This window comes from Sphingobacterium sp. UBA7038 (genome assembly GCF_002494055.1).
GTDB classification, from domain to species: Bacteria; Bacteroidota; Bacteroidia; order Sphingobacteriales; family Sphingobacteriaceae; genus Sphingobacterium; species Sphingobacterium multivorum.
Window position 1 is genome coordinate 112,841 of sequence record NZ_DLAV01000008.1, and the last position, 19,483, is coordinate 132,323.

Here is a 19,483-nt window from a genome sequence, read left to right on the forward strand (position 1 = left end):
ATGATAGAGAAATTTGCGCGAGAGTCATACACAGAGATGAACGAATTGGTATTACCCAACGATACCAATACATTTGGAAATTTGATGGGTGGCCGTTTATTGTATTGGATGGATATCTGTTCGGCTATTGCTGCTCAAAAACACTGTAGCAATGTCGTCGTCACAGTATCTGTTGATAATGTATCTTTTAAGCGCTCCATTAAACTGGGTGAGGTCGTCACGATACAAGCTCAAGTAACACGTGCGTTTAATAGTTCTTTGGAAGTACGCATGGAAATTTTCGCATCTAATTTACCGGAAGGCACCCGTGTAAAAACCAACGAAGCTTATTATACCTTTGTTGCTGTTGATGCGGATAACAACCCCAAAGCTGTGCCGGTACTAATTCCTGAAACAGACATAGAACACAAAGCTTACGAAGATGCATTACAACGAAGAGAGCTGCGTCTTATTCTCGCGGGGAAATTAAAGCCTGAAAATGCAAAAAAATTAAAAGCGCTGGTTAGTCTTTTTAGCCAAAAGAATTAATACCTAATTTTTATGGCTTACATACCGTGCAAATAATAAAAAAGGGAAAACAGCTTGTTTTCCCTTTTTTGTTATATCCCCATACACTGGGTTTATTTATTTGCGGTAGTTTACTCGTTACCGAGCGCTAAAATCCGATCAAACTCCTCCGGCTTCAAAGGCATCACAGACAGACGCCCCTGTCTGACCAAAGCGATATCCTGCAACTGCGCATCAGCCTTAATGGTTTCCAACGTAACGGATTTCTTCAGCGTCTCTACAGGTGCCAGATCCACAACGACCCAACGCTCGTCATCTGTTGTCGGATCCTGATAAAATTCCTTGACGACTTTGGCCACGCCGACAACTTCTTTTCCTTCATTGCTATGGTAGAACAGGACCAAATCACCTTCTTTCATAGCTTTGATATTATTCCTAGCTTGGTAATTACGAACACCATCCCAAAATGTACGGCCATCTTTATTAAATTGTTCCCAGCTATATTTAAATGGTTCAGATTTTACTAAGAAGTATTGCATGGTCAAATTTCTGTTAAGCGTTTAAAACTATTGTTGTGGCATTAAAACTTCCATTTTATCTGCAAAATGCGCACAGTAATCACGCAAGTCGCCAATAACCTTTTCTGCCATTGGATCACCGCCTGAAGAACGGATAAAGGAGTCGCCCAATGTTTGAAGTGTTTCATAGAAAAAACGTTTCATCTCATCGTAAGGCATATCTTTAGTCCAAAGATCGATACGCATTGAATTTTTATAATGTGAATCCCATAGGGCTAAAAACATGGCTTTTGCAGGTAATTCCTCTGCATTATTTCCATCTGTAGACGACCACATGATATTTTCAGGCACGTTGTTTTCATCTAACGCTACCTGTAATTTTATTTCAGCTTTTTTCATTTTAATATTATTGAGCTATTTATATTGAGCTATGTTTTTTGAAACAGAGACTATATTTGTCATCGATTCACAACCTAACTCGTCTTTATTTTTAATTTTACTTCTTACCCAAAGGTTACTTTGACAATTAAACTGGTGACACAAACGACTATCAAAAATGCCAATTGTAATAACCACATTTTTTTATTTGGCTTTACAAAGACCCTAAATACAATATCAATGACGGTCAATATCAACAACAATAGGATAAATGCACCCCATGTAAATAAGGCCTTTTCATCATTGGGGTTTTCCATAACAAACCAGGCAACAAGGCATGCACTAGCGATATTTAGTGGTGTAAAGCGCACAATAAATTAACGTTTTTTAAAATTACGATTTGCTCCCCCCGATTTTCCACCTGCAGATTTATTTTTACTTTTTGCTCTTGGTTTAAATCCCGAAGCTCGTTGTGCCTCGCGCACTTCTTTCTGTTTGATAACGTATTTTTTCTCGTGAAAAGCACCTTGGAAATCTGGATCATCTTTCCGCTTTTGATTATCAATCTCTCGTGCAATATCCTGTTTTTCATGAAAGGGTGTTTTCTCTATAAAAACATCCTCTGGTAGTGCGTAGACAGGAATACTTTGCTTGATCAATTTTTCGATTTTGCGAACATAATATTTCTCGGCATCATTACAGAACGTGATAGCATCCCCCTCATTGAAAGCTCGCCCGGTACGTCCAATACGATGCACATAATCTTCTATAACAATAGGTACTTCAAAGTTGATCACATGGCTTACATTAGAAACGTCAAGCCCTCGCGCCGCCACATCCGTTGCGACCAAAATACGAATATTCCCTTCCTTAAACGCATTGATGGAGTTGATACGTGTATTCTGACCTTTATTGGCATGAATAACACGAACCTCATCTTTACCGTATTTACGTTCCAAAAAGTGGAAAACATTATCTGCTACCTGCTTTGTTTTACAGAAAACAATCAATCGGCTAAACGCTTCATCATCTTTTAGGAGATGTTGAAGTAAATTCAATTTTGTCTTTTGGTTGGGAACGATATAGAGCGCCTGGCTTACCGTCTTCGCTGGTGTAGCTTGTTCGGACACTTCAATAACCGTCGGAAATGCTAAGAAATCGCCTGCAATTTTGCGGACAAGCTCACTCATTGTTGCTGAGAACAGTAAGTTCTGCCGTTTGCGTGGTACAATTTCAAGCACGCGATGGATCTTACTGATAAAGCCCATATCCATCATCTTATCGGCCTCATCTAAGACCAAAAATTTAAGTGACTTAACGCCAATATGTCCTTCCAGGTACAGGTCCAAAAATCGACCCGGAGTTGCAACGATAATATCCACTCCTTTTTCGAGTGCTTCTATTTGAGTTTTTGGCCCTAATCCACCATAAAGTACCACTGAACGCAAATCAAGATAAGTAGAAAACAGTTTAATATTTTCTTCGATTTGCATGGCCAATTCCCTCGTTGGTGTCAAAATCAACCCACGCGCATCATTTCCCTGAGCATACTTTAGCTTCATCAGCATGGGCAAAACGAACGCCGCCGTTTTTCCAGTTCCAGTCTGAGCGATACCCATCACATCCTGCCCGGCCAATATTGGCGTAATTGCCTTTTCCTGGATCTCTGTCGGTTGTTGATACCCCGCCTCCGCTATCGCATTTAAGATCTGTTTATTGAATTTAAAATTTTCAAATGATTGCTGCATCTTGCAAAGATAAGGAAAAGAGTCCATTTGACTTTCCTTGACAACCAATACGGTACACATTTACTTTCAATTGACATAAAAATTGGCAAAAAGCATATTATAAAGTCTAATATTTTGGTTTTTAAGAGAATTAAAGCATTTTTGTACTGTATAAACAAACTTTTTATCAGGTTGATATGAAAAAATTATGGATGTGTTTGTTGTTCATCACAACAAGCTTTGCTGCATTTGCCGATGAGGGAATGTGGTTTTTAATGTATCTAAAGCGTCTGAATGAGTCAGATATGCAGAAAAAAGGACTTCGCTTAAGTGCCGAAGAAATCTACAGCATTAACCACTCGAGCTTAAAGGATGCAATCGTACAATTCAATGGTGGCTGTACCGCTGAGATCGTTTCTGATCAAGGATTGGTATTCACCAACCATCACTGTGGATATGGTGCTATTGCAGAACTTTCTACACCAGAAAATGATCATTTAACAAATGGTTTTTGGGCCAAATCCAAAAATGAAGAGTTAAAACCTAAGTCTCTATCGGTTCGCTTTTTTGTGCGTATGGATGATGTTTCAAAACGAATCTTAGGTTTGGTCAACAACAAAATGTCTGAAGATGAACGTAAAAAGATCATTGCTGCTGAGACTGCTAAAATCCAAAAGGAAAATAGCGAAAATGGCAAGTATGTGGTTGAAGTAAAATCGTTCTATCAAGGCAATGAGTATTATTACTTTGTATACCAAGATTACAATGACGTTCGGTTGGTGGGCACGCCTCCAAATAGCATCGGTAAATTTGGTGGTGATACCGATAACTGGGAATGGCCCCGTCATACCGGAGATTTCTCGATTTTCCGCGTATATGCTGATAAAAATGGTAATCCCGCAGAGTATGCACAAGATAATGTTCCTTTGAAACCGAAACATTTCCTACCTGTCAGCTTAAAAGGTGTTCAAGAAGGAGATTTTGCAATGATCTTAGGATATCCAGGTCGCACCAATCGTTGGATGCCTTCTGGTGGCATCAACCAAAATGTTAAATTCGCTTATCCAGCTTGGGTAGAAGCTTCTAAAACAGGTATGGATGCCATGAAAAAATTCATGGACCAAGACCAGGCAGTCAAATTGAACTACGCTTCGAAATACTCTCAAGTAGCGAATTACTGGAAAAACCGTCAAGGAATGATTGACGCTTTGACATTACATAAAACGGCGGAAGCGAAAGCAAAAGACGAAGCTAAATTTGACAAATGGGCAAATAAAGCTGCTAACAAAGCAGAGTACGGTGATGTCATCAAAACAATCAACGAATTTTATGCTTCGACAAACGAGAAAGCTAGACATGACAATTATTTAATGGGCATGCTGCGTTCTAGCGCAATGGCAGCGTTACCGTATACAATCGGATCCGGTTTAGAAGTTTATGCTGCTGGAGATGAAGCAAGAAGAAATGCTATTCTTCCTCGTTTAAAGTCGGCCATCGATGCAGGTTATGAAAAAATGTATATGCCGCTTGAAGAGCAGGTATTGATTGACGAATTGAATCTTTACGCTAAAAAAGCAGGAAATATTGCACCATATATTGCAGAATTGTCGGCTAAAAACAATGGCGATTTTACGGCGTATGTCAAAGAATCTGTGAAGAACAGCATCTTCGCTTCAGCGGAACGTTTGAACAATTATCTGGCTACCCCTAACGCTGAAATCTTAGCCAATGATCCATTGTATAAACTTTCTTCGGCCCTACTTAACAGATACCGTCAAGTAGATCCTAGCTGGAAAGCACAAGACGACAAATTTGAAGGTGCTTATCGCAAATATGTTGCTGGTGTATTGGCTTCTAATCCAAAAGGTAAATTCTATCCGGATGCGAACAGTACTTTACGTTTAACTTACGGCTCGATCAAAGGCTTACCACAAGACCCGCGTAACGATGCTGACAAGAACTTTTACACGACGTTAAAAGGTACTATTGCAAAATACAAAAAGGGCGACGAGGAGTTTGATTTGCCACAGCGTTTGATGGATCTGTACAATAATAAGGACTATGGCCGCTATGCGGACAAAAAAGGACATTTACCAGTAAACTTCCTAAGTGACAATGACATAACAGGCGGAAACTCAGGTTCACCAGTGATAAATGGCAACGGTGAATTAATTGGCCTAGCTTTTGATGGTAACATTGAAGCAATGGCTGGCGATGTGATCTTCGACCATAAGCTACAACGTACAATTTCAGTTGATATCCGTTATGTATTATTTATCATCGATAAATTTGCCGGTGCAACTAACATTATTGACGAACTTAAGATTGTTGAATAGTTTTTTTTAAGCTTTTTCGATAAAAAAAAACGAAATTTATTTTCTATTTGATTCGTTTTTGTATATTTAAGGAGTGTTTAGGAAAAACCATAAAAACTAAAATTATAATTATAAAAAAATGGAAAACTACGTAAAATTAAAAGAGTTAGTAGCTTCTATCGAAGCTGATGCAGACAAGTTCTTCAACAATGGTAATTCTGCAGCTGGTACACGTGTACGTAAAGGATTACAAGAAATCAAAACCTTAGCACAAGAACTTCGTAACGAAGTTACTGCTAAGAAAAACGACGGAAAATAGTTTTTTTTCGAAGTTAGACATAAAAAGGGCCTTTCAAATGAAAGGCCTTTTTTGTTGGCTTTTACAGAAATGTACAGGCCATCACCAAATTATAAATCTTAATACCCAGGTAATCACCGAAAGAGGACTTCAGTTTATCATAAACCTGCTGCCTGGTCAAGGGTTTATCTTTCTTTTTCAACAATGTTGCCGATGAAGGATTTACAGCGCCCAATTCCACCTTTGTCGCAAACATATTGTAATGTAGTTCTGGAACGGCCAAACCAAGGATCATCCCCGGTAATCCATTAAAGGCCGAAGGACCTCCTGAAACAGGGATTTGATCCGTATAAAAAGCAACGGCATAGATGGAATCCAATACAAGTCCATTGGCCCTGCGGCAGGGATAACCTGCAATTTCACGGTACTCATTCGTAATTTTCCACTTGATCTTCAATGTCGAATCCGCCACGACAACCCTTTCCCCACCTAACTCAAAGACAGAATTAAAGGCTTTACTTTTCAGATTCTGATAGCCACTTATCCCCGACTCAAAAATTCCAGAGCGCATCAAGCCACTAACAACGTCCGAATACTCTTCAGCAATATGCTCATAGAGCACCTCATCATTGGAGAAGGTCAGTTTCTTTTTCAACACCTGATTTTCGGGAATCTGCCCCATCATTTCTTTGATGGAGTTTCGTGTATCCTCGTCTTTTGCATAAGTTGCATAGCGTTTGAGGAGGTTTTTAAGAAACACAGTCTTGTCATACGTAATTGTTCCTTGTGTAGGAAAATAAGCATATTGTCCAACAGCTGTAGCTCCCCAGAAAAAGAACAGCAATAGGACGAGTAAATTTTTGATATCTTTCATTTTATTTCGATTTTACGAGCATTTTATTTATTTCCCAAGTGAGCTTAACCATATAATATCTACTGATTGTATTGTATCGGCGTTCGGTCAGTAGTGTTCCATTTTGACTTCTGTCAAAACCCACATTCTGTTTGAAGAGGTCATTAACCATAAAGGTCAATTCGAGCTTTTCATCTTTTCGGAATTTTTTTGACAATGCAGGGCTCAGCACAAATCGTTCAAATTTTTTACTGTACACCGCCGTGGGTGCCTGATACGTATAGCTAAAATCTGCCCGCACAATAAATTTTGCCGGAAGAAAATACTTTAGGTTTCCTTCAGATGAAAACGTAAATCCCTTACTATCTTCCATTGCACCGATGGAATTGTCTTGTATAAGATATCCTGGAGACAATTCAATACCAAAGTCCAAGCCTTTGGTGGTCGATCGCTGTAGACTATAATTGATCGCATAACGCTGCACTTTGGCATTCGCCAAAACAGTATTGACATAGTTATAATTGTTGCTGAAAGATACCGATGGACCGCCACCATGTCTCAATTGAATTTTTTTCCATAATTTGCCGTAATACATTGGCCTGATGCTAATTTGATTATTGCTGTTATGATTCAAATTTCCCCAGACAAATGTCGTCTTGCCCAATGAATCAATCGTTGTATTTTGCACCAAAGCATTGTTGGTACGTGATGCACTCAAAAATATACCTATAAACTTATCTTCCAACACGGAATACGTTCTAAAGCTTAGATTCAAATTATTGGTGTAGGAGGGTTTCAAATTTTCATTACCTAGATATTCATTCAAAGGGTCCAAATTCGACCGGAGTGGCTGGATCTGATTCAAAGAAGGCAAACCATTGGTACCCTGATATTCCAGATTGATCGATTTATTTTTTTGTATTTCATAATTAACATTAGCCACCGGATTATAGACAAAAAAAGATCGTGAGAGTCTCGAATTTTCCATCCGGTTTAACTGTGACAGATTACTGTTTTCGAACTTATTCGAGACATTGATCACTAGCTTTTCCAGGGGTTTATAATTAATTGCGAAATTATAGGTGTTTTTTATCGTTTTATATAAGAAATCATTGCTATACAAACTATCTAGCCTATCAAAAGTACCGGTATGCTGATTTTTATCGAAAGATCTAACTGCGTTGTTATTTCTGTTGAGATTCAATCCATATTCAAAAGAAAGGATCATCTTTTTTGAAATCGGTTCGGAATAAGCGAATTCACCGCCCGTGGAAAAAGAGCTGTTTTTCACAAATTTCTTCTGGTCGAGAGTCGAATCTCTTTCAGCATTCCCTTCTTTGTAAAATTTGAGTTTAGAAAACAAATCTTGCTCACCATCCTGTTTATTACCTGATGTAAAATAGTTGAATGATAACGAACGGCCTTTCTTTTTAAAACGTCTTACATAGAGTGCTGAGGCATTATACTGTTCTGACTTAGAATCGTTCGTAAACTTCCTCATGTTATCGTTGATCTTTTGATCAAATTGATTTACAGTAGTTGATTGTGTCTCTGAAGAACTATTATCATGTCTTTTGTTTGCACCTGCCCAGACCGTTAAATCCGACATGGAATCGACCTTAAATTCATATTTCAAACCAATATTATGCTTTCTGTTCTCATTTGACGCCAATGTGCTGCTATTGCTAGTCAATATCGTGTCGCGTGCCGCATTGCGCGTAAACACACTGCGATCCAGATCAACATCAGATCGGATATGCTTATAGTCGATCCGCCAAGCATGTTTTTTGTTAGCGGTTTTATCCGAATATAAAAATCCTGTATTCAAGGATTTGGGAATACCTTCGCCATTAAAATTATCACCGCCATCGTAATCTCCCCCCATACTATTCACTTCATCATAGCTGAGACCGGTCTTCCCGGTATTGCTTGCAATCAAATAAGCCGAAGCTTTAAACGATTGATTAAAATAGTTCAAAAAGCCCTGTCCAGCGTAGAATTTATCGCTACCTCCACCGACATCAACTTTTCCGAATATTCCGCGTCTAGCTTCCTCTTTTAGTTTCACGTTGATTGTCTGTGTACGTTCACCGTCATCAATTCCTGTTTTCTCAGCTTTATCAGACTTCTTTTCATAAACCTGAATTTTATCAACCATATCAGAACGAATATTCCGGCTTACTAAAATGGGATCGTCACCAAAGAACTCTTCCCCGTCAACAAGCATTTTCTTCACTGTTTTTCCTTGGGCAGTAATTTTTCCAGAGGCATCGACGGTAATCCCAGGTAAGACTTTCAACAAATCTTCAACTTTGGCGTTCTTTTCCACTTTAAAACTTCCAGCATCATATTCCGTTGTGTCCCCCTTGATACTAATGGGCACCCGTCCCATTACAATGACTTCCTCCAGCAAGGTTGCGCTGCTGGTCATTCCAATAGATAGGTTATTGTAATGGTGCCCTGGCAAGATCTCCGCGTAATATTCACCATACTTCGGATAGGTTACAATGATAAAATATTGTCCCGTATCTGGTCGCTCAAGAGAGAACTTACCTTGTTCATCTGAACGGGTAAAATTGGTCAAAATAGAATCTTTGGCAGTTAACAACATAATGGTTGCATTATGCAGCTTAAGCTGATCCTTTACATCACTGATTTTTCCTTCAATTCGCGATTGAGCATGAACTATTCCGCAGAAACAGAATAAAAGAAGTAAAAGTAGTTGCCCCACTCTTTTCATAATACGGTTTTGGATAGTATATAATTATATAAATAATAAAATTCGTGCACAAAACTAATATTTTGTTTCAGTTAATTTCAGTTTATCCCCAAAAAAATACAAGCAATAAAAAGGTATTAAAAAATAAAACAAACAATTGACTAACAATGCAATACAAAATAAAAGCCATAAAAAAAGCTCTTCTTTTGAAGAGCTTTTTTATCTAAACAGTTAGAAATACACAACATATGATGTGAATAGCATACTGTGATTGTTATAAATTACCGAGTTCCATAATAAATTGAACAGTTTCTTTATTCATGTGTTGAGACAGCACACTTGTAATCTGATCTGTCATGGCCTTTCTTGTCATTCGTTTGACTTTGGTATTCTCGAATTTCTTTTTGTCCATCACTACGGTGTTGCTGAGTTCAACTTTTGTTGCAAAATAGGAAACGTGCTGACTAGGTACCACCAAGCCTAAAATCATTCCGGGGAGACCATTGATGGACTCTGGGCCACCACTGATCGGAATTTCATTGCAGTAATATCCAATGACATAAATGGAATCCGGTGTAATACCATTGGCTCTCCTGCAATTGTACCCAGCGATCTCACGGTATTCATCGGTGATTTTCCATTTGATACGCTTCATGGAATCCTGAACAATAATTTTTTCACCTACAATATCATTGTATCTCAAAAAAGATCGGTTGGACATATTTGAAAGTGTGGATGCATCAAAGTCTAGCGCAAGCATCATAATATACTGCTTAATCTCCGCATCCAGGCTCTCGTCTTTTACCGACTCAAACAAAGTCTCCGTGGTATTAAATTTCATAGACTTCTTTAACACGGCACTTTCTGGTAATCTCGGTATTATACGCTCAAAAAATTGTTTTGAGTTATCATCGGCTTTAGCGATGAATTTTTTACTTACGATATTCTTCATATACATCGTCTTATCGTAGGAAATAGTTCCCGATCGACCAAACAACGTATACTGTGCTTTAAGACCAAAGGCTGAACAACAGAAGAAGAGAAAAAAGATATATTTTAACATTGTATTTCGCTTAATATTTTATAAAAACATTTTTGTAAAATCCCATGATAGTTTAAGCATATAATATCTGCGTATCGTATCATATCGACGTTGCGTAAAGACAGAAGTCGATGCCGAACGACTAAAGCCCTTGTTTTGGTTAAGAACATCATTGATCATAAAATCCAACACCAACGATTCATTTTTCAAGAATTTCTTGCTTACACCCGGATGCAACAAAAACTGCTCAAACTTCTCATCAAAAGCTTTGGTCGCTGCCTCGTAGGAGTAGGTATAATTCGTGTAAACCTTAAATGTTTTGTTGAAGAAATACTCCACACTTCCGTTGGACGCGAATACGAAACCATTGCTATTGGTATTGCGTTCCAAACTTGATTTCATCAAACGATATTGTGGACTAAAGTTCAGGTCAAAATTTAAACCTGTCTTGGTATCTCTTTTAAAATTATACGTAAAATTAAAGTTCGTCGTATTTACTTTATTCAATTGGTGATTGAACATATTATAATTATCACTCATATTCACATAAAACTGTGGCGAGTTGGACAGGCCAAGTTTTTTGCTCAACTTGAAATAAACTCCAGACCATACGTTCAGGGAAGTATTGGTCTTACCCTCAACGTTATTCCAAGTATATGTATTGATCCCGTTCAATGTATCAATATTTTGTGTTATCGGGTTTCTTTCGGTAGAAATATTACCGCCGACATACACGTAATTCCCGGTCAACACACGGAACGAATTATAATTCAGATTCAATGAATTTCTAAAAGAAGGTTTTAGGTTTTCATTTCCCAAATAGCGATTAATCTGGTCTGAGTTGTCTAATATCGGTTGGATCTGGCTCAAAGAAGGCAATTGATTTTTACCGGTATAATTCATCCATAACCCCTTAGTTTTTGTAAAGGAATAGCCTGCACTTACATTTGGATTGTAAGTAAAGTAACTTCTTGTAATCCCCTCGCTTGTATAGTTATTGAACTGTTTCAATTTGTCATTATTGAAATTATTAGCCACCGTGAACTTAAATTTTTCAGTTGTATGGACTATAGCCAATTTGTACCTATTGCTGCTTCTATCAAAATCATAGTTATTACTGAAACGACGATCCAATTGCGTGTAATTTCCCTCTCCATCCTTATTGAAAGACTCCACGATGGAACTACTATTACTTTGCTCAATTCCAGTTCCCACAACAAGGTTCCAAATTTTGGACAAAGGTTCGGTATAGGAAATTGAAGCGCTTAGCACATCACTTGTATTGTTACGTACCTTACTTTGATCTGTAGTTGAATCTGTTTTTAAGCTATAATTTCTCAGGTCAGAATTTAAATGCCCAGTACCTTTCATTTCATTTCTTTTCCATTGACCATCAAATGTAAAAGAACGTCCCTTTTTCTTGAATTTATGGGTAAAATAGGTACTCAAGTTGAACTCGTTGATATTATTTTTCACCAATTCCCTTGTATTCTCGGCAATGGTTGTGTCTGCGTTTTGGCCAAACTGATAAGCTTCACGTTTGTTATCTGACCAAAGATTCTTTCTTGATGCTCCACCTCGTATGGTTAGGAGATTTAACGAATCTAATTTCAGGTCATATTTCAGATTCGCACGATGCTGGTCATTTTCGGAATCTATATTCTTCACCGATTTGTTATTGATCAAACCTGTTGTAATCGTCTCATCATTTCCATCACTCCTCAATCTTCCGTATTTATAGTTAATGTTGACTGTATGTTTATCTTTATCAAATTTATCCGAGAAGTTAACGCCCGAATTTATGGCTTTAGGTACACCAATAACTCCTTGTCCAGAAAAAGGATCCGTAAAATTAGACCAGCTCATCGATCCGTCATCACCATAGGATACACCTGAATCACCACCATACTTTTGGGCATCCTGCCAGTTCATGCTCGTGGTACCATTATTACCGAAAAGCCCATAAACTGATATTTTTTGCGAACCCTTAAACTTGTTCAACATCAATTGCCCCATATAGTAGTCGTCGGTTCCACCACCAAGAAGCGCTTTTCCGAACATGCCATTTTTAGAGCCTTCTTTTAGCTTTACATTGATAGTTTGCTCACGCTGACCATCATCCACTCCTGTTCGCTCTGCCTGCTCGGATTTTTTCTCGTAAACCTGAACTTTATCCACCATATCCGATCGGATGTTGCGCGTTACCAGCGTCGGATCATCGCCAAAAAATTCCTCGCCGTCTACCAATACTTTTTTGACTGTTTTACCTTGTGCAGTAATCTTTCCAGATGCATCAACCGTGATGCCGGGCAAAGCTTTCAACAGGTCTTCAACTTTGGCATTCTTCTCAACTTTAAAACTGCCGGCGTCATATTCAGTGGTATCACCTTTAATGGTGATTGGGATACGGCCCGTAACGATGACTTCTTGTAATAATGTAGCTGTGTTTGTTAGACCAATAGCCAATTTGGAATAATCCACACCGGATTGGATCTCCGTATAAAAATCACCATACTTGGGGTAACTCACAATAAGCACATAAGATCCTGTATCGGGCTTGGCTAAGGAAAATAGACCATTTTCATCAGACCGGGTAAAGCCTGTTAATATAGAATCTTTAGCAGTCAATAGCATAACTGTTGCGTCTGATAACTTTAGTTGGTCCTTTACATCACTTATTTTTCCAGCAATCTTGGATTGACCCAAAGCCAGACCAGGAATAGCAAAAATGAAAAATAAGAGCATTTGTAAAACTCTTTTCATAAAATTGTTGGATAGTAAATTAATATCAATATAACATTAGTAGATAAAACCAATGTTTTGTTACAGTAAATTTAATTTTATTTCTAAAAAAACTAATTTTGGCCCACGCCCCCGCTATTTGAACGAAATAGGAAGTCCTTTGTACAAAAACTCAGGTCCTATACCTTTACTCAAAAAAAGATTTTTTGCTAGACTTGATAATGTTTTTTCTGTTGCATATTGATCAACCGCCACAACTGCAGACAAAAGAAGCATATCAATAGGGCAAAAGATATTTGACAAGCTATCGCACTATAATTTTTAAGATCCGTGGTTATATCTGCAACTTCAATTTTGGCCATCAGATAATTATTTAACAGGATTCCGCAAACAGTCCCAAGGAGAAAAAATGTAATCGCATACTTTTTATTTGACAGGGCTTTTTCTTTATCTTTCTCAAGCGCTAAGATGCTGCCCATGATCCGTTGTTCAAAATCGTCGAATGGCATTTCTATTTTGCTCATTTGCATAACCCTTCTGAATTTTTCCTGCTGCTTATCCATAATACTCTGCTTTTTTAATTAACTGACTCAAGATGATCTGCATATTTTTACGGGCCCGGTGTAAGATCACTTTTGTATTTGCCAATGTCCAGCCCATAATTTCCTGAATTTCATCCATAGACTGTTCTTCTAAATAAAATAAACGTAATGCAACAGACTCCCGGGCGGGCAGGATAGTGAGTGCATCGTTGATCATTTCTTTTCTTTCATGCGCGATTATTTCATCCAATACAGAATCCTCATGCGATGTGTCATGGTGGGAAAGATCAAAATTGACCAGGTCCAGTTTCTTATGTCGAACGGCATTAAAAGCCACATGCACCACAATCCGGTAAAACCAGGTACTAAATTTAGATTTCCCTTTAAAGGAAGACAGCGATTGATAGCATTTTATAAATGCATCCTGAACGGCATCTTCTGCCAAATGCTCTTCCTTCACAATAGAAAGAGCGACAGAAAATGCCATATCCTTATACGTTTTTATAAAATAACGATAAGACTCCACATCACCTGACAGAACTTTTCGAATATAGATTTCATCCATTGGCGGGTTAAATATCGCGTTTTTTATCCAATCGGTTAGCAATTATCATCGCAACTCCTGCAGAAATAATCAAAATTGCTACGGCAAGTGAATCTGGCAAGTCTGTATTGATATAGTTATCCAAAATCCCGACAATGAACAGGCCTACTCCGATACCAAGGACCAAAATTCCGGGTTTTTGCCAATCCAAAGACTCCTTTTTCCTACTTTCGCTAGGTAGGTGTACTGTGGCACTTCGATAACGCATAATAAAATAAACACACAAGGTAATACACGTAAATAATCCAACGCCCAAAACGGCTGCTACTGATTGCTTTTCCATAATTATTTGAATTAGTTTTTACATTAGTCACGGCTATTCCCGAAAAGGTTACAACAAATTGAGTTAAATGTCTCGATTTGTGTAAATTTGTTTCAAACACAAACAATATGCAAAACATTAAAGAATATGTAGAAGCAAACAAGCAACGTTTTTTAGATGAGTTGTTTGATTTATTGCGTTTACCATCAGTAAGTGCCGATCCTAAATTTAAAGGAGATGTGGAAAAGACTGCTGACTTTGTTGCTCAGAAATTGCGTGAAGCCGGAGCCGACAATGTAGAAGTCTGTCCTACCGCTGGTAATCCAATCGTTTATGGAGAAAAAATTATCGATCCGGCACTTCCTACAGTGTTGACATATGGTCACTACGATGTACAACCTGCTGATCCTTACGAGCTGTGGGATACCCCTCCTTTCGAACCGACGGTCCGTGATGGCAAAATTTATGCACGTGGTTCTGCCGATGATAAAGGTCAGTTTTATATGCATGTAAAAGCCTTCGAATACATGATTAAAAATGATGCTTTAGCATGTAACATCAAATTTATGATTGAGGGTGAAGAGGAAGTAGGCTCAGTCAATTTGGGCACGTTTGTTAAAGAAAATACAGAGAGACTGAAAGCAGATGTTATCGTTATTTCTGATACCTCGATGATCAGCATGGAGCAACCTTCTTTAGAAACTGGCTTACGCGGCCTTTCTTATGTTGAAGTTGAAGTTACGGGGCCTAATAGAGATTTACACTCCGGCGTATATGGTGGAGCAGTAGCCAATCCGGCGACGATATTAGCAAAACTGATTGCATCATTACATGACGAAAACAATCATATCGCTATCCCTGGATTTTATGATGATGTTGTCGAATTGACTGCCGAAGAACGCAAAGCATTAAATGAAGCACCTTTTGACGTTGAAGAATACAAAACAGACCTGGGTATCCAAAATATCTGGGGAGAAAAAGGTTTCACAACATTAGAACGCACCGGTATTCGACCAACCTTGGAGGTAAATGGTATCTGGGGTGGTTATATCGGTGAAGGCGCCAAAACAGTACTTCCATCAAAAGCGAATGCGAAAATCTCCATGCGTCTTGTACCAAACCAAAACTCTCACCGTATTACGGAGCTTTTCAAAAAACATTTTGAATCTATTGCACCAGATTATGTGAAAGTTGAAGTAAAGCCCCATCATGGTGGTGAGCCTGTCGTGACACCGACCGACAGCATTGCTTACAAAGCTGCAGAGAGAGCGCTACATGAAACATTTGGTGTTCAACCGATCCCAACTCGGGGTGGCGGATCTATTCCAATCGTTGCTCTTTTTGAGGAAGTATTGGGTTTAAAAACAGTACTTCTAGGCTTCGGTTTGGATAGTGACAACCTGCACTCGCCAAATGAAAAATATGGTATTGAGAATTACCTAATGGGAATTTCAACAATACCTTTATTTCATAAATATTACGCGGAACTAAGCAAATAATTTAGTTTTTCATTAGATAAAGGGTTATTTTTAAATTTTAGAAATAACCCTTTATCGTTTTATGGATTTTGACTTCCGCTTAATTGTATTTTACACTGCTGCTCAGCACCTTAACTTCACCAAAACGGCCGCTGCCCTTTTTATCTCGCAACCAGCAGTAAGCAAAAACATCCAAGAACTAGAAAAGAAACTTGGCGTACCACTCTTCGAAAGAAAGGGTAACAATCTTAATTTAACCGATTCAGGTCAAATTCTTTATAAATATGCCCAACAGATTATCAATCTATACAATCAGGCGGGCCAAGAAATACAGGAATTGCAAGAAGGACGAAAAGGAAATCTGGTGTTGGGAGCCAGCACAACCATCTCCCAATATGTTTTACCCGCTCTACTTGCTGATTTTCTATCCCAATACCCCAACAACCGTATTCAGTCTTTTCAATCCAATAGCCGCAGTATTGAGGAACAGCTTATTGATAAAACATTGGATTTAGGTATCACGGAGGGGTCTACCGACAACCGGGCCCTGAAATACATTCCTTTTATGAAGGATGAACTGGTTCTTGTCACAAATAGCCAAAACCCACTATTAGATCAATTAAAAAATCCAGTATTATCCGATATCACACGCTTACCTTTGGTACTACGCGAGCAGGGCTCGGGTACACGAACAATTATTGAGAACGCACTAAAAGATAACCGCATCAATCTATCCGAAGTACAGATAGAAATGATCTTACCTTCAACAGAGAGTATCAAAGGCTACCTTGCCCGTCGCAACAGCTTTGCTTTTTTGTCAATTCATACGGTGCAAAAAGAAGTGTTAAATAATTTATTGACCATTGTCGATATTCCACAATTGACAATAGAACGTTACTTCTATTTTACCCATTTATATGGAGGACTTGCCGGTACGCCCAACCAGTTTCTGCAATTCTGTCTACGGCAAAACTTCAAGTTATAACCAAATGTTATGTCTCATAAACAAACTTCGTTTTAATTCCAGGTTGGAGCCGCATAGATTTGTACAAATGAATTAGCGGAATGGATTATAAAAAACTTACAAATTACTTAAAGGCACTCAGCTGGATCATCGTCGCATTGGTCATTACTTGTACAACTTTATGTGTGTTTCCACTCAAACATGAGAATCGGAAAAACCAAGCAGATGCTATTGATATACACAACGACTCCCTTATTACACACGTTTCCCAATTTAAGGAAATCTCCTTCAAAGATAGCCCCGAAGGTGAAATGGCCAGTTATGGTGAAAAGCTAATTAAAAACACATACGATTATTTTTATGATGGTGAAGTCAAGATTGGAAACAGGCTGGCCTGTAGCAGCTGCCATCTTAATGGCGGCACAAAGGCTTTTGCTGCTCCTTACGTCGGGCTCACCAATGTTTTTCCAACCTATATTGGACGAGAAAATAAGATTGAATCACTTGAAGAGCGCATCAATGGTTGTTTTGAGCGGAGTATGAATGGTCGAGCTATTCCCGAAAACAGCAAGGAAATGAGGGCTATTGTCACCTATATCAAGAACATCAGCGTGAATACAGTTAATAAAGGTCGGTTGGCAGGCCAAGGATTTATAAAAATGGATATTCCCAACCGTGCGGCGGACCTGAAACATGGTCAAGTGGTCTTTGAGAACAAATGTGCCAGTTGTCATGGACGAGATGGACAGGGGCTGCCTCAAACAGCTGGCAAAGGATATCAATATCCACCCTTATGGGGTAAAGACAGCTACAATGATGGCGCGGGGATGGCACGATTGCTTACCGCGGCCCGTTTTATCAAAGCGAATATGCCTTTAGGCGCAACTTATGATGCACCTCAGTTGAAAGACGACGAAGCCTATGATGTGGCGGCGTATATCAATTCTTTCGATAGACCTCAAAAAACAGATAAGCAATTGGACTATCCTAATCTAAGCAAAAAGCCCAAAGATAGCCCCTATCCACCTTATGCCGATAACATTAGTATAGAACAACATAAACTCGGACCTTTTAATTTTTAAACATACATATCCCTTTAAATCAATAATAAATATGAAAAAACAATTTACAATCGCTTGTATTTTATTAGCGATAATGACTATTCAAGCGAAAGCACAGGACAATAAATTGTTGCTCGATAACCATCAATACAGCGGTGCCGTTGCGAAGAAAAAAGCGTATAAAGCTATCTATCAACTGGACAGCAATGATCCAAAAACAATTGAAAAAGCAATTCGCAATATTAACAATGTCTTGAAGGACCCGCGATTAAAAGGACGTTTACAAATTGAACTGGTTGCATTTTCTGGCGGTACCGAAGCCTACCTAAAAAAGAACAGCCAATACGAGAAACCCTTGAAAGATCTCGTCGAGAAAGGCATTATCGTAGCGCAATGCCTGAATACATTGGAAGAGAAACATATTGCCAAAGAAGAGCTATTTGATTTTATAGGTTATGTTCCTAGCGGAAATGGTGAATTAATCTTACGTGCAAATGAAGGTTGGGTTATCGTTAAACCATAGTATAATGAGAAATTTTCTACTGCTTGGTCTAACAATAGCATTATTGGGTGTCCAGGAAATTAAGGCACAAGAACATCGTTTTGATCCGCCCTGGAATACTCCACCAGAATCGGCGCTAAATTTTACGGTGCCCGGGATAGACAATATTCCAGATTTGTATGGTGATATCGAGAATCCGCAGCTTACCGTTTTTTTCGCTGGCAATCAATTTATGGTCGTCGATGATCTACTCGCATCATTCAAACAAGAATACCCACAATACGAACGTATTTTTGTTGAAACACTGCCACCAGGCATTTTAGCCAAGCAGATTAAAGGCGGTTCAATTACGATAGGCAATCTACGCATTACGCATAAACCCGATATTTACACGGCGAGTAAACGGGCGATCAACGAAATGGCAGATTATTTTAGCCATACGCAGGTGTATTGCTATAACAATATCTGTTTGATGGTTCCAAAAGGAAATCCCGCTAATATCAGCACATTGAATGATCTAGGGAATGACAAAGTTCGTATCAGCATGCCTAATCCCCAATGGGAAGGAATTGGGGAGCAGATCAAAGCATCCTATAGAAAAGCCGGGGGCGAACAACTCGTCAAAAAAATCATGGAAGATAAGGTCAACGACGGCAGCACTTATCTGACTAAGATCCACCATCGCGAAAGCCCCATGCGTGTATTGTATGGACAGGCTGATGCGGCTCCAGTTTGGGCTTCTGAAGTCGTTTATCAAAAACTAATTGGCCATCCTGTCGAAGGGATTACCATTCCTGATGCGCAAAATACAACCGCAACTTACGTTGCTGCAAAATTGAAAAACGCACCGCATACGCAGGCTGCAGATGACTTTTTAAAATTCATGGACTCGCCAACAGCCAAGCGTATTTACAAGAAGTATGGTTTTACAGTAGACTAAAAAAGAAAATGGATAATTAATTATCCATTTT

Annotated in this window: 19 protein-coding genes; 8 read left to right on the forward strand and 11 right to left on the reverse strand. The window is 38.7% G+C overall.

The genetic code is table 11. The features are described 5' to 3' along the window. Positions 1-528, forward strand: a complete 528-nt coding sequence (locus B3H30_RS03505; protein WP_046674180.1) for an acyl-CoA thioesterase — start codon at positions 1-3, stop codon at positions 526-528. A gap of 110 nt (positions 529-638) precedes the next feature. Here the strand turns inward: B3H30_RS03505 and B3H30_RS03510 are convergent, their stop codons facing one another. The 4 genes from B3H30_RS03510 to B3H30_RS03525 all read right to left on the reverse strand — a co-directional run bounded on the left by B3H30_RS03510 (position 639) and on the right by B3H30_RS03525 (position 3,151). After that, complete coding sequence (locus B3H30_RS03510; protein WP_112373768.1) at positions 639-1,046, reverse strand: EVE domain-containing protein; 408 nt, start codon at positions 1,044-1,046, stop codon at positions 639-641. Between the two features lie 27 nt (positions 1,047-1,073). Continuing rightward, positions 1,074-1,424, reverse strand: a complete 351-nt coding sequence (gene gldC / locus B3H30_RS03515) for a gliding motility protein GldC (protein WP_046674054.1) — start codon at positions 1,422-1,424, stop codon at positions 1,074-1,076. A gap of 104 nt (positions 1,425-1,528) precedes the next feature. Continuing rightward, positions 1,529-1,774: a hypothetical protein gene (locus B3H30_RS03520; protein WP_286710152.1), complete on the reverse strand. Its 246-nt coding sequence runs from the start codon at positions 1,772-1,774 to the stop codon at positions 1,529-1,531. 6 nt (positions 1,775-1,780) lie between these two features. Beyond that, positions 1,781-3,151 (reverse strand): DEAD/DEAH box helicase, encoded by a 1,371-nt coding sequence (locus B3H30_RS03525; RefSeq protein WP_286833300.1) that lies wholly within the window; start codon positions 3,149-3,151, stop codon positions 1,781-1,783. Positions 3,152-3,327: 176 nt separating this feature from the next. Between B3H30_RS03525 and B3H30_RS03530 the strand changes: the two genes are divergently transcribed. Continuing rightward, entirely contained in the window at positions 3,328-5,466 is a 2,139-nt protein-coding gene (locus tag B3H30_RS03530) for a S46 family peptidase (protein WP_286833301.1), read from the forward strand. A 118-nt stretch (positions 5,467-5,584) separates the two neighbouring features. Then, positions 5,585-5,764: a histone H1 gene (locus B3H30_RS03535; RefSeq protein WP_070562307.1), complete on the forward strand. Its 180-nt coding sequence runs from the start codon at positions 5,585-5,587 to the stop codon at positions 5,762-5,764. A gap of 61 nt (positions 5,765-5,825) precedes the next feature. Here B3H30_RS03535 and B3H30_RS03540 read toward each other — a convergent pair whose 3' ends face one another. From B3H30_RS03540 to B3H30_RS03570, 7 genes are all read right to left on the reverse strand, one after another. Continuing rightward, positions 5,826-6,617 carry a GLPGLI family protein gene (locus tag B3H30_RS03540; RefSeq protein ID WP_070562305.1) on the reverse strand — a complete coding sequence of 264 codons (792 nt, stop codon included), beginning with the start codon at positions 6,615-6,617 and terminating at the stop codon, positions 5,826-5,828. 1 nt (position 6,618) lies between these two features. Beyond that, on the reverse strand, positions 6,619-9,336 hold the full coding sequence (locus B3H30_RS03545; RefSeq protein WP_286833304.1) for an outer membrane beta-barrel protein: 2,718 nt from the start codon (positions 9,334-9,336) through the stop codon (positions 6,619-6,621). A gap of 253 nt (positions 9,337-9,589) precedes the next feature. After that, a complete protein-coding gene (locus B3H30_RS03550) occupies positions 9,590-10,378 on the reverse strand; it encodes a GLPGLI family protein (protein ID WP_070562299.1) in 789 nt (262 codons plus the stop codon). Positions 10,379-10,396: 18 nt separating this feature from the next. Then, positions 10,397-13,120 carry an outer membrane beta-barrel protein gene (locus B3H30_RS03555; protein ID WP_286833306.1) on the reverse strand — a complete coding sequence of 908 codons (2,724 nt, stop codon included), beginning with the start codon at positions 13,118-13,120 and terminating at the stop codon, positions 10,397-10,399. 188 nt (positions 13,121-13,308) lie between these two features. Continuing rightward, positions 13,309-13,662 (reverse strand): hypothetical protein, encoded by a 354-nt coding sequence (locus B3H30_RS03560; RefSeq protein ID WP_070562294.1) that lies wholly within the window; start codon positions 13,660-13,662, stop codon positions 13,309-13,311. Beyond that, positions 13,655-14,206 carry an RNA polymerase sigma factor gene (locus tag B3H30_RS03565; protein ID WP_070562291.1) on the reverse strand — a complete coding sequence of 184 codons (552 nt, stop codon included), beginning with the start codon at positions 14,204-14,206 and terminating at the stop codon, positions 13,655-13,657. Before B3H30_RS03565 ends, B3H30_RS03560 begins: the two co-directional genes overlap by 8 nt. 7 nt (positions 14,207-14,213) lie before the next feature. Then, positions 14,214-14,528, reverse strand: coding sequence for a hypothetical protein (locus B3H30_RS03570; RefSeq protein ID WP_139144912.1), 315 nt, complete (start codon positions 14,526-14,528; stop codon positions 14,214-14,216). Positions 14,529-14,635: 107 nt separating this feature from the next. Here B3H30_RS03570 and B3H30_RS03575 point away from each other — a divergent pair, with 107 nt between their 5' ends. The 5 genes from B3H30_RS03575 to B3H30_RS03595 all read left to right on the forward strand — a co-directional run bounded on the left by B3H30_RS03575 (position 14,636) and on the right by B3H30_RS03595 (position 19,452). Further along, on the forward strand, positions 14,636-16,006 hold the full coding sequence (locus B3H30_RS03575; RefSeq protein ID WP_070562285.1) for a dipeptidase: 1,371 nt from the start codon (positions 14,636-14,638) through the stop codon (positions 16,004-16,006). Between the two features lie 61 nt (positions 16,007-16,067). Then, positions 16,068-16,970: a LysR family transcriptional regulator gene (locus B3H30_RS03580; protein WP_070562282.1), complete on the forward strand. Its 903-nt coding sequence runs from the start codon at positions 16,068-16,070 to the stop codon at positions 16,968-16,970. A gap of 80 nt (positions 16,971-17,050) precedes the next feature. Beyond that, a complete protein-coding gene (locus B3H30_RS03585) occupies positions 17,051-18,031 on the forward strand; it encodes a c-type cytochrome (RefSeq protein WP_115047275.1) in 981 nt (326 codons plus the stop codon). A gap of 31 nt (positions 18,032-18,062) precedes the next feature. Continuing rightward, positions 18,063-18,533, forward strand: coding sequence for a DsrE family protein (locus B3H30_RS03590; protein ID WP_286710146.1), 471 nt, complete (start codon positions 18,063-18,065; stop codon positions 18,531-18,533). 4 nt (positions 18,534-18,537) lie between these two features. Then, positions 18,538-19,452, forward strand: coding sequence for a substrate-binding domain-containing protein (locus B3H30_RS03595; protein ID WP_112373778.1), 915 nt, complete (start codon positions 18,538-18,540; stop codon positions 19,450-19,452). The last annotated feature ends 31 nt before the right edge of the window (positions 19,453-19,483 follow it).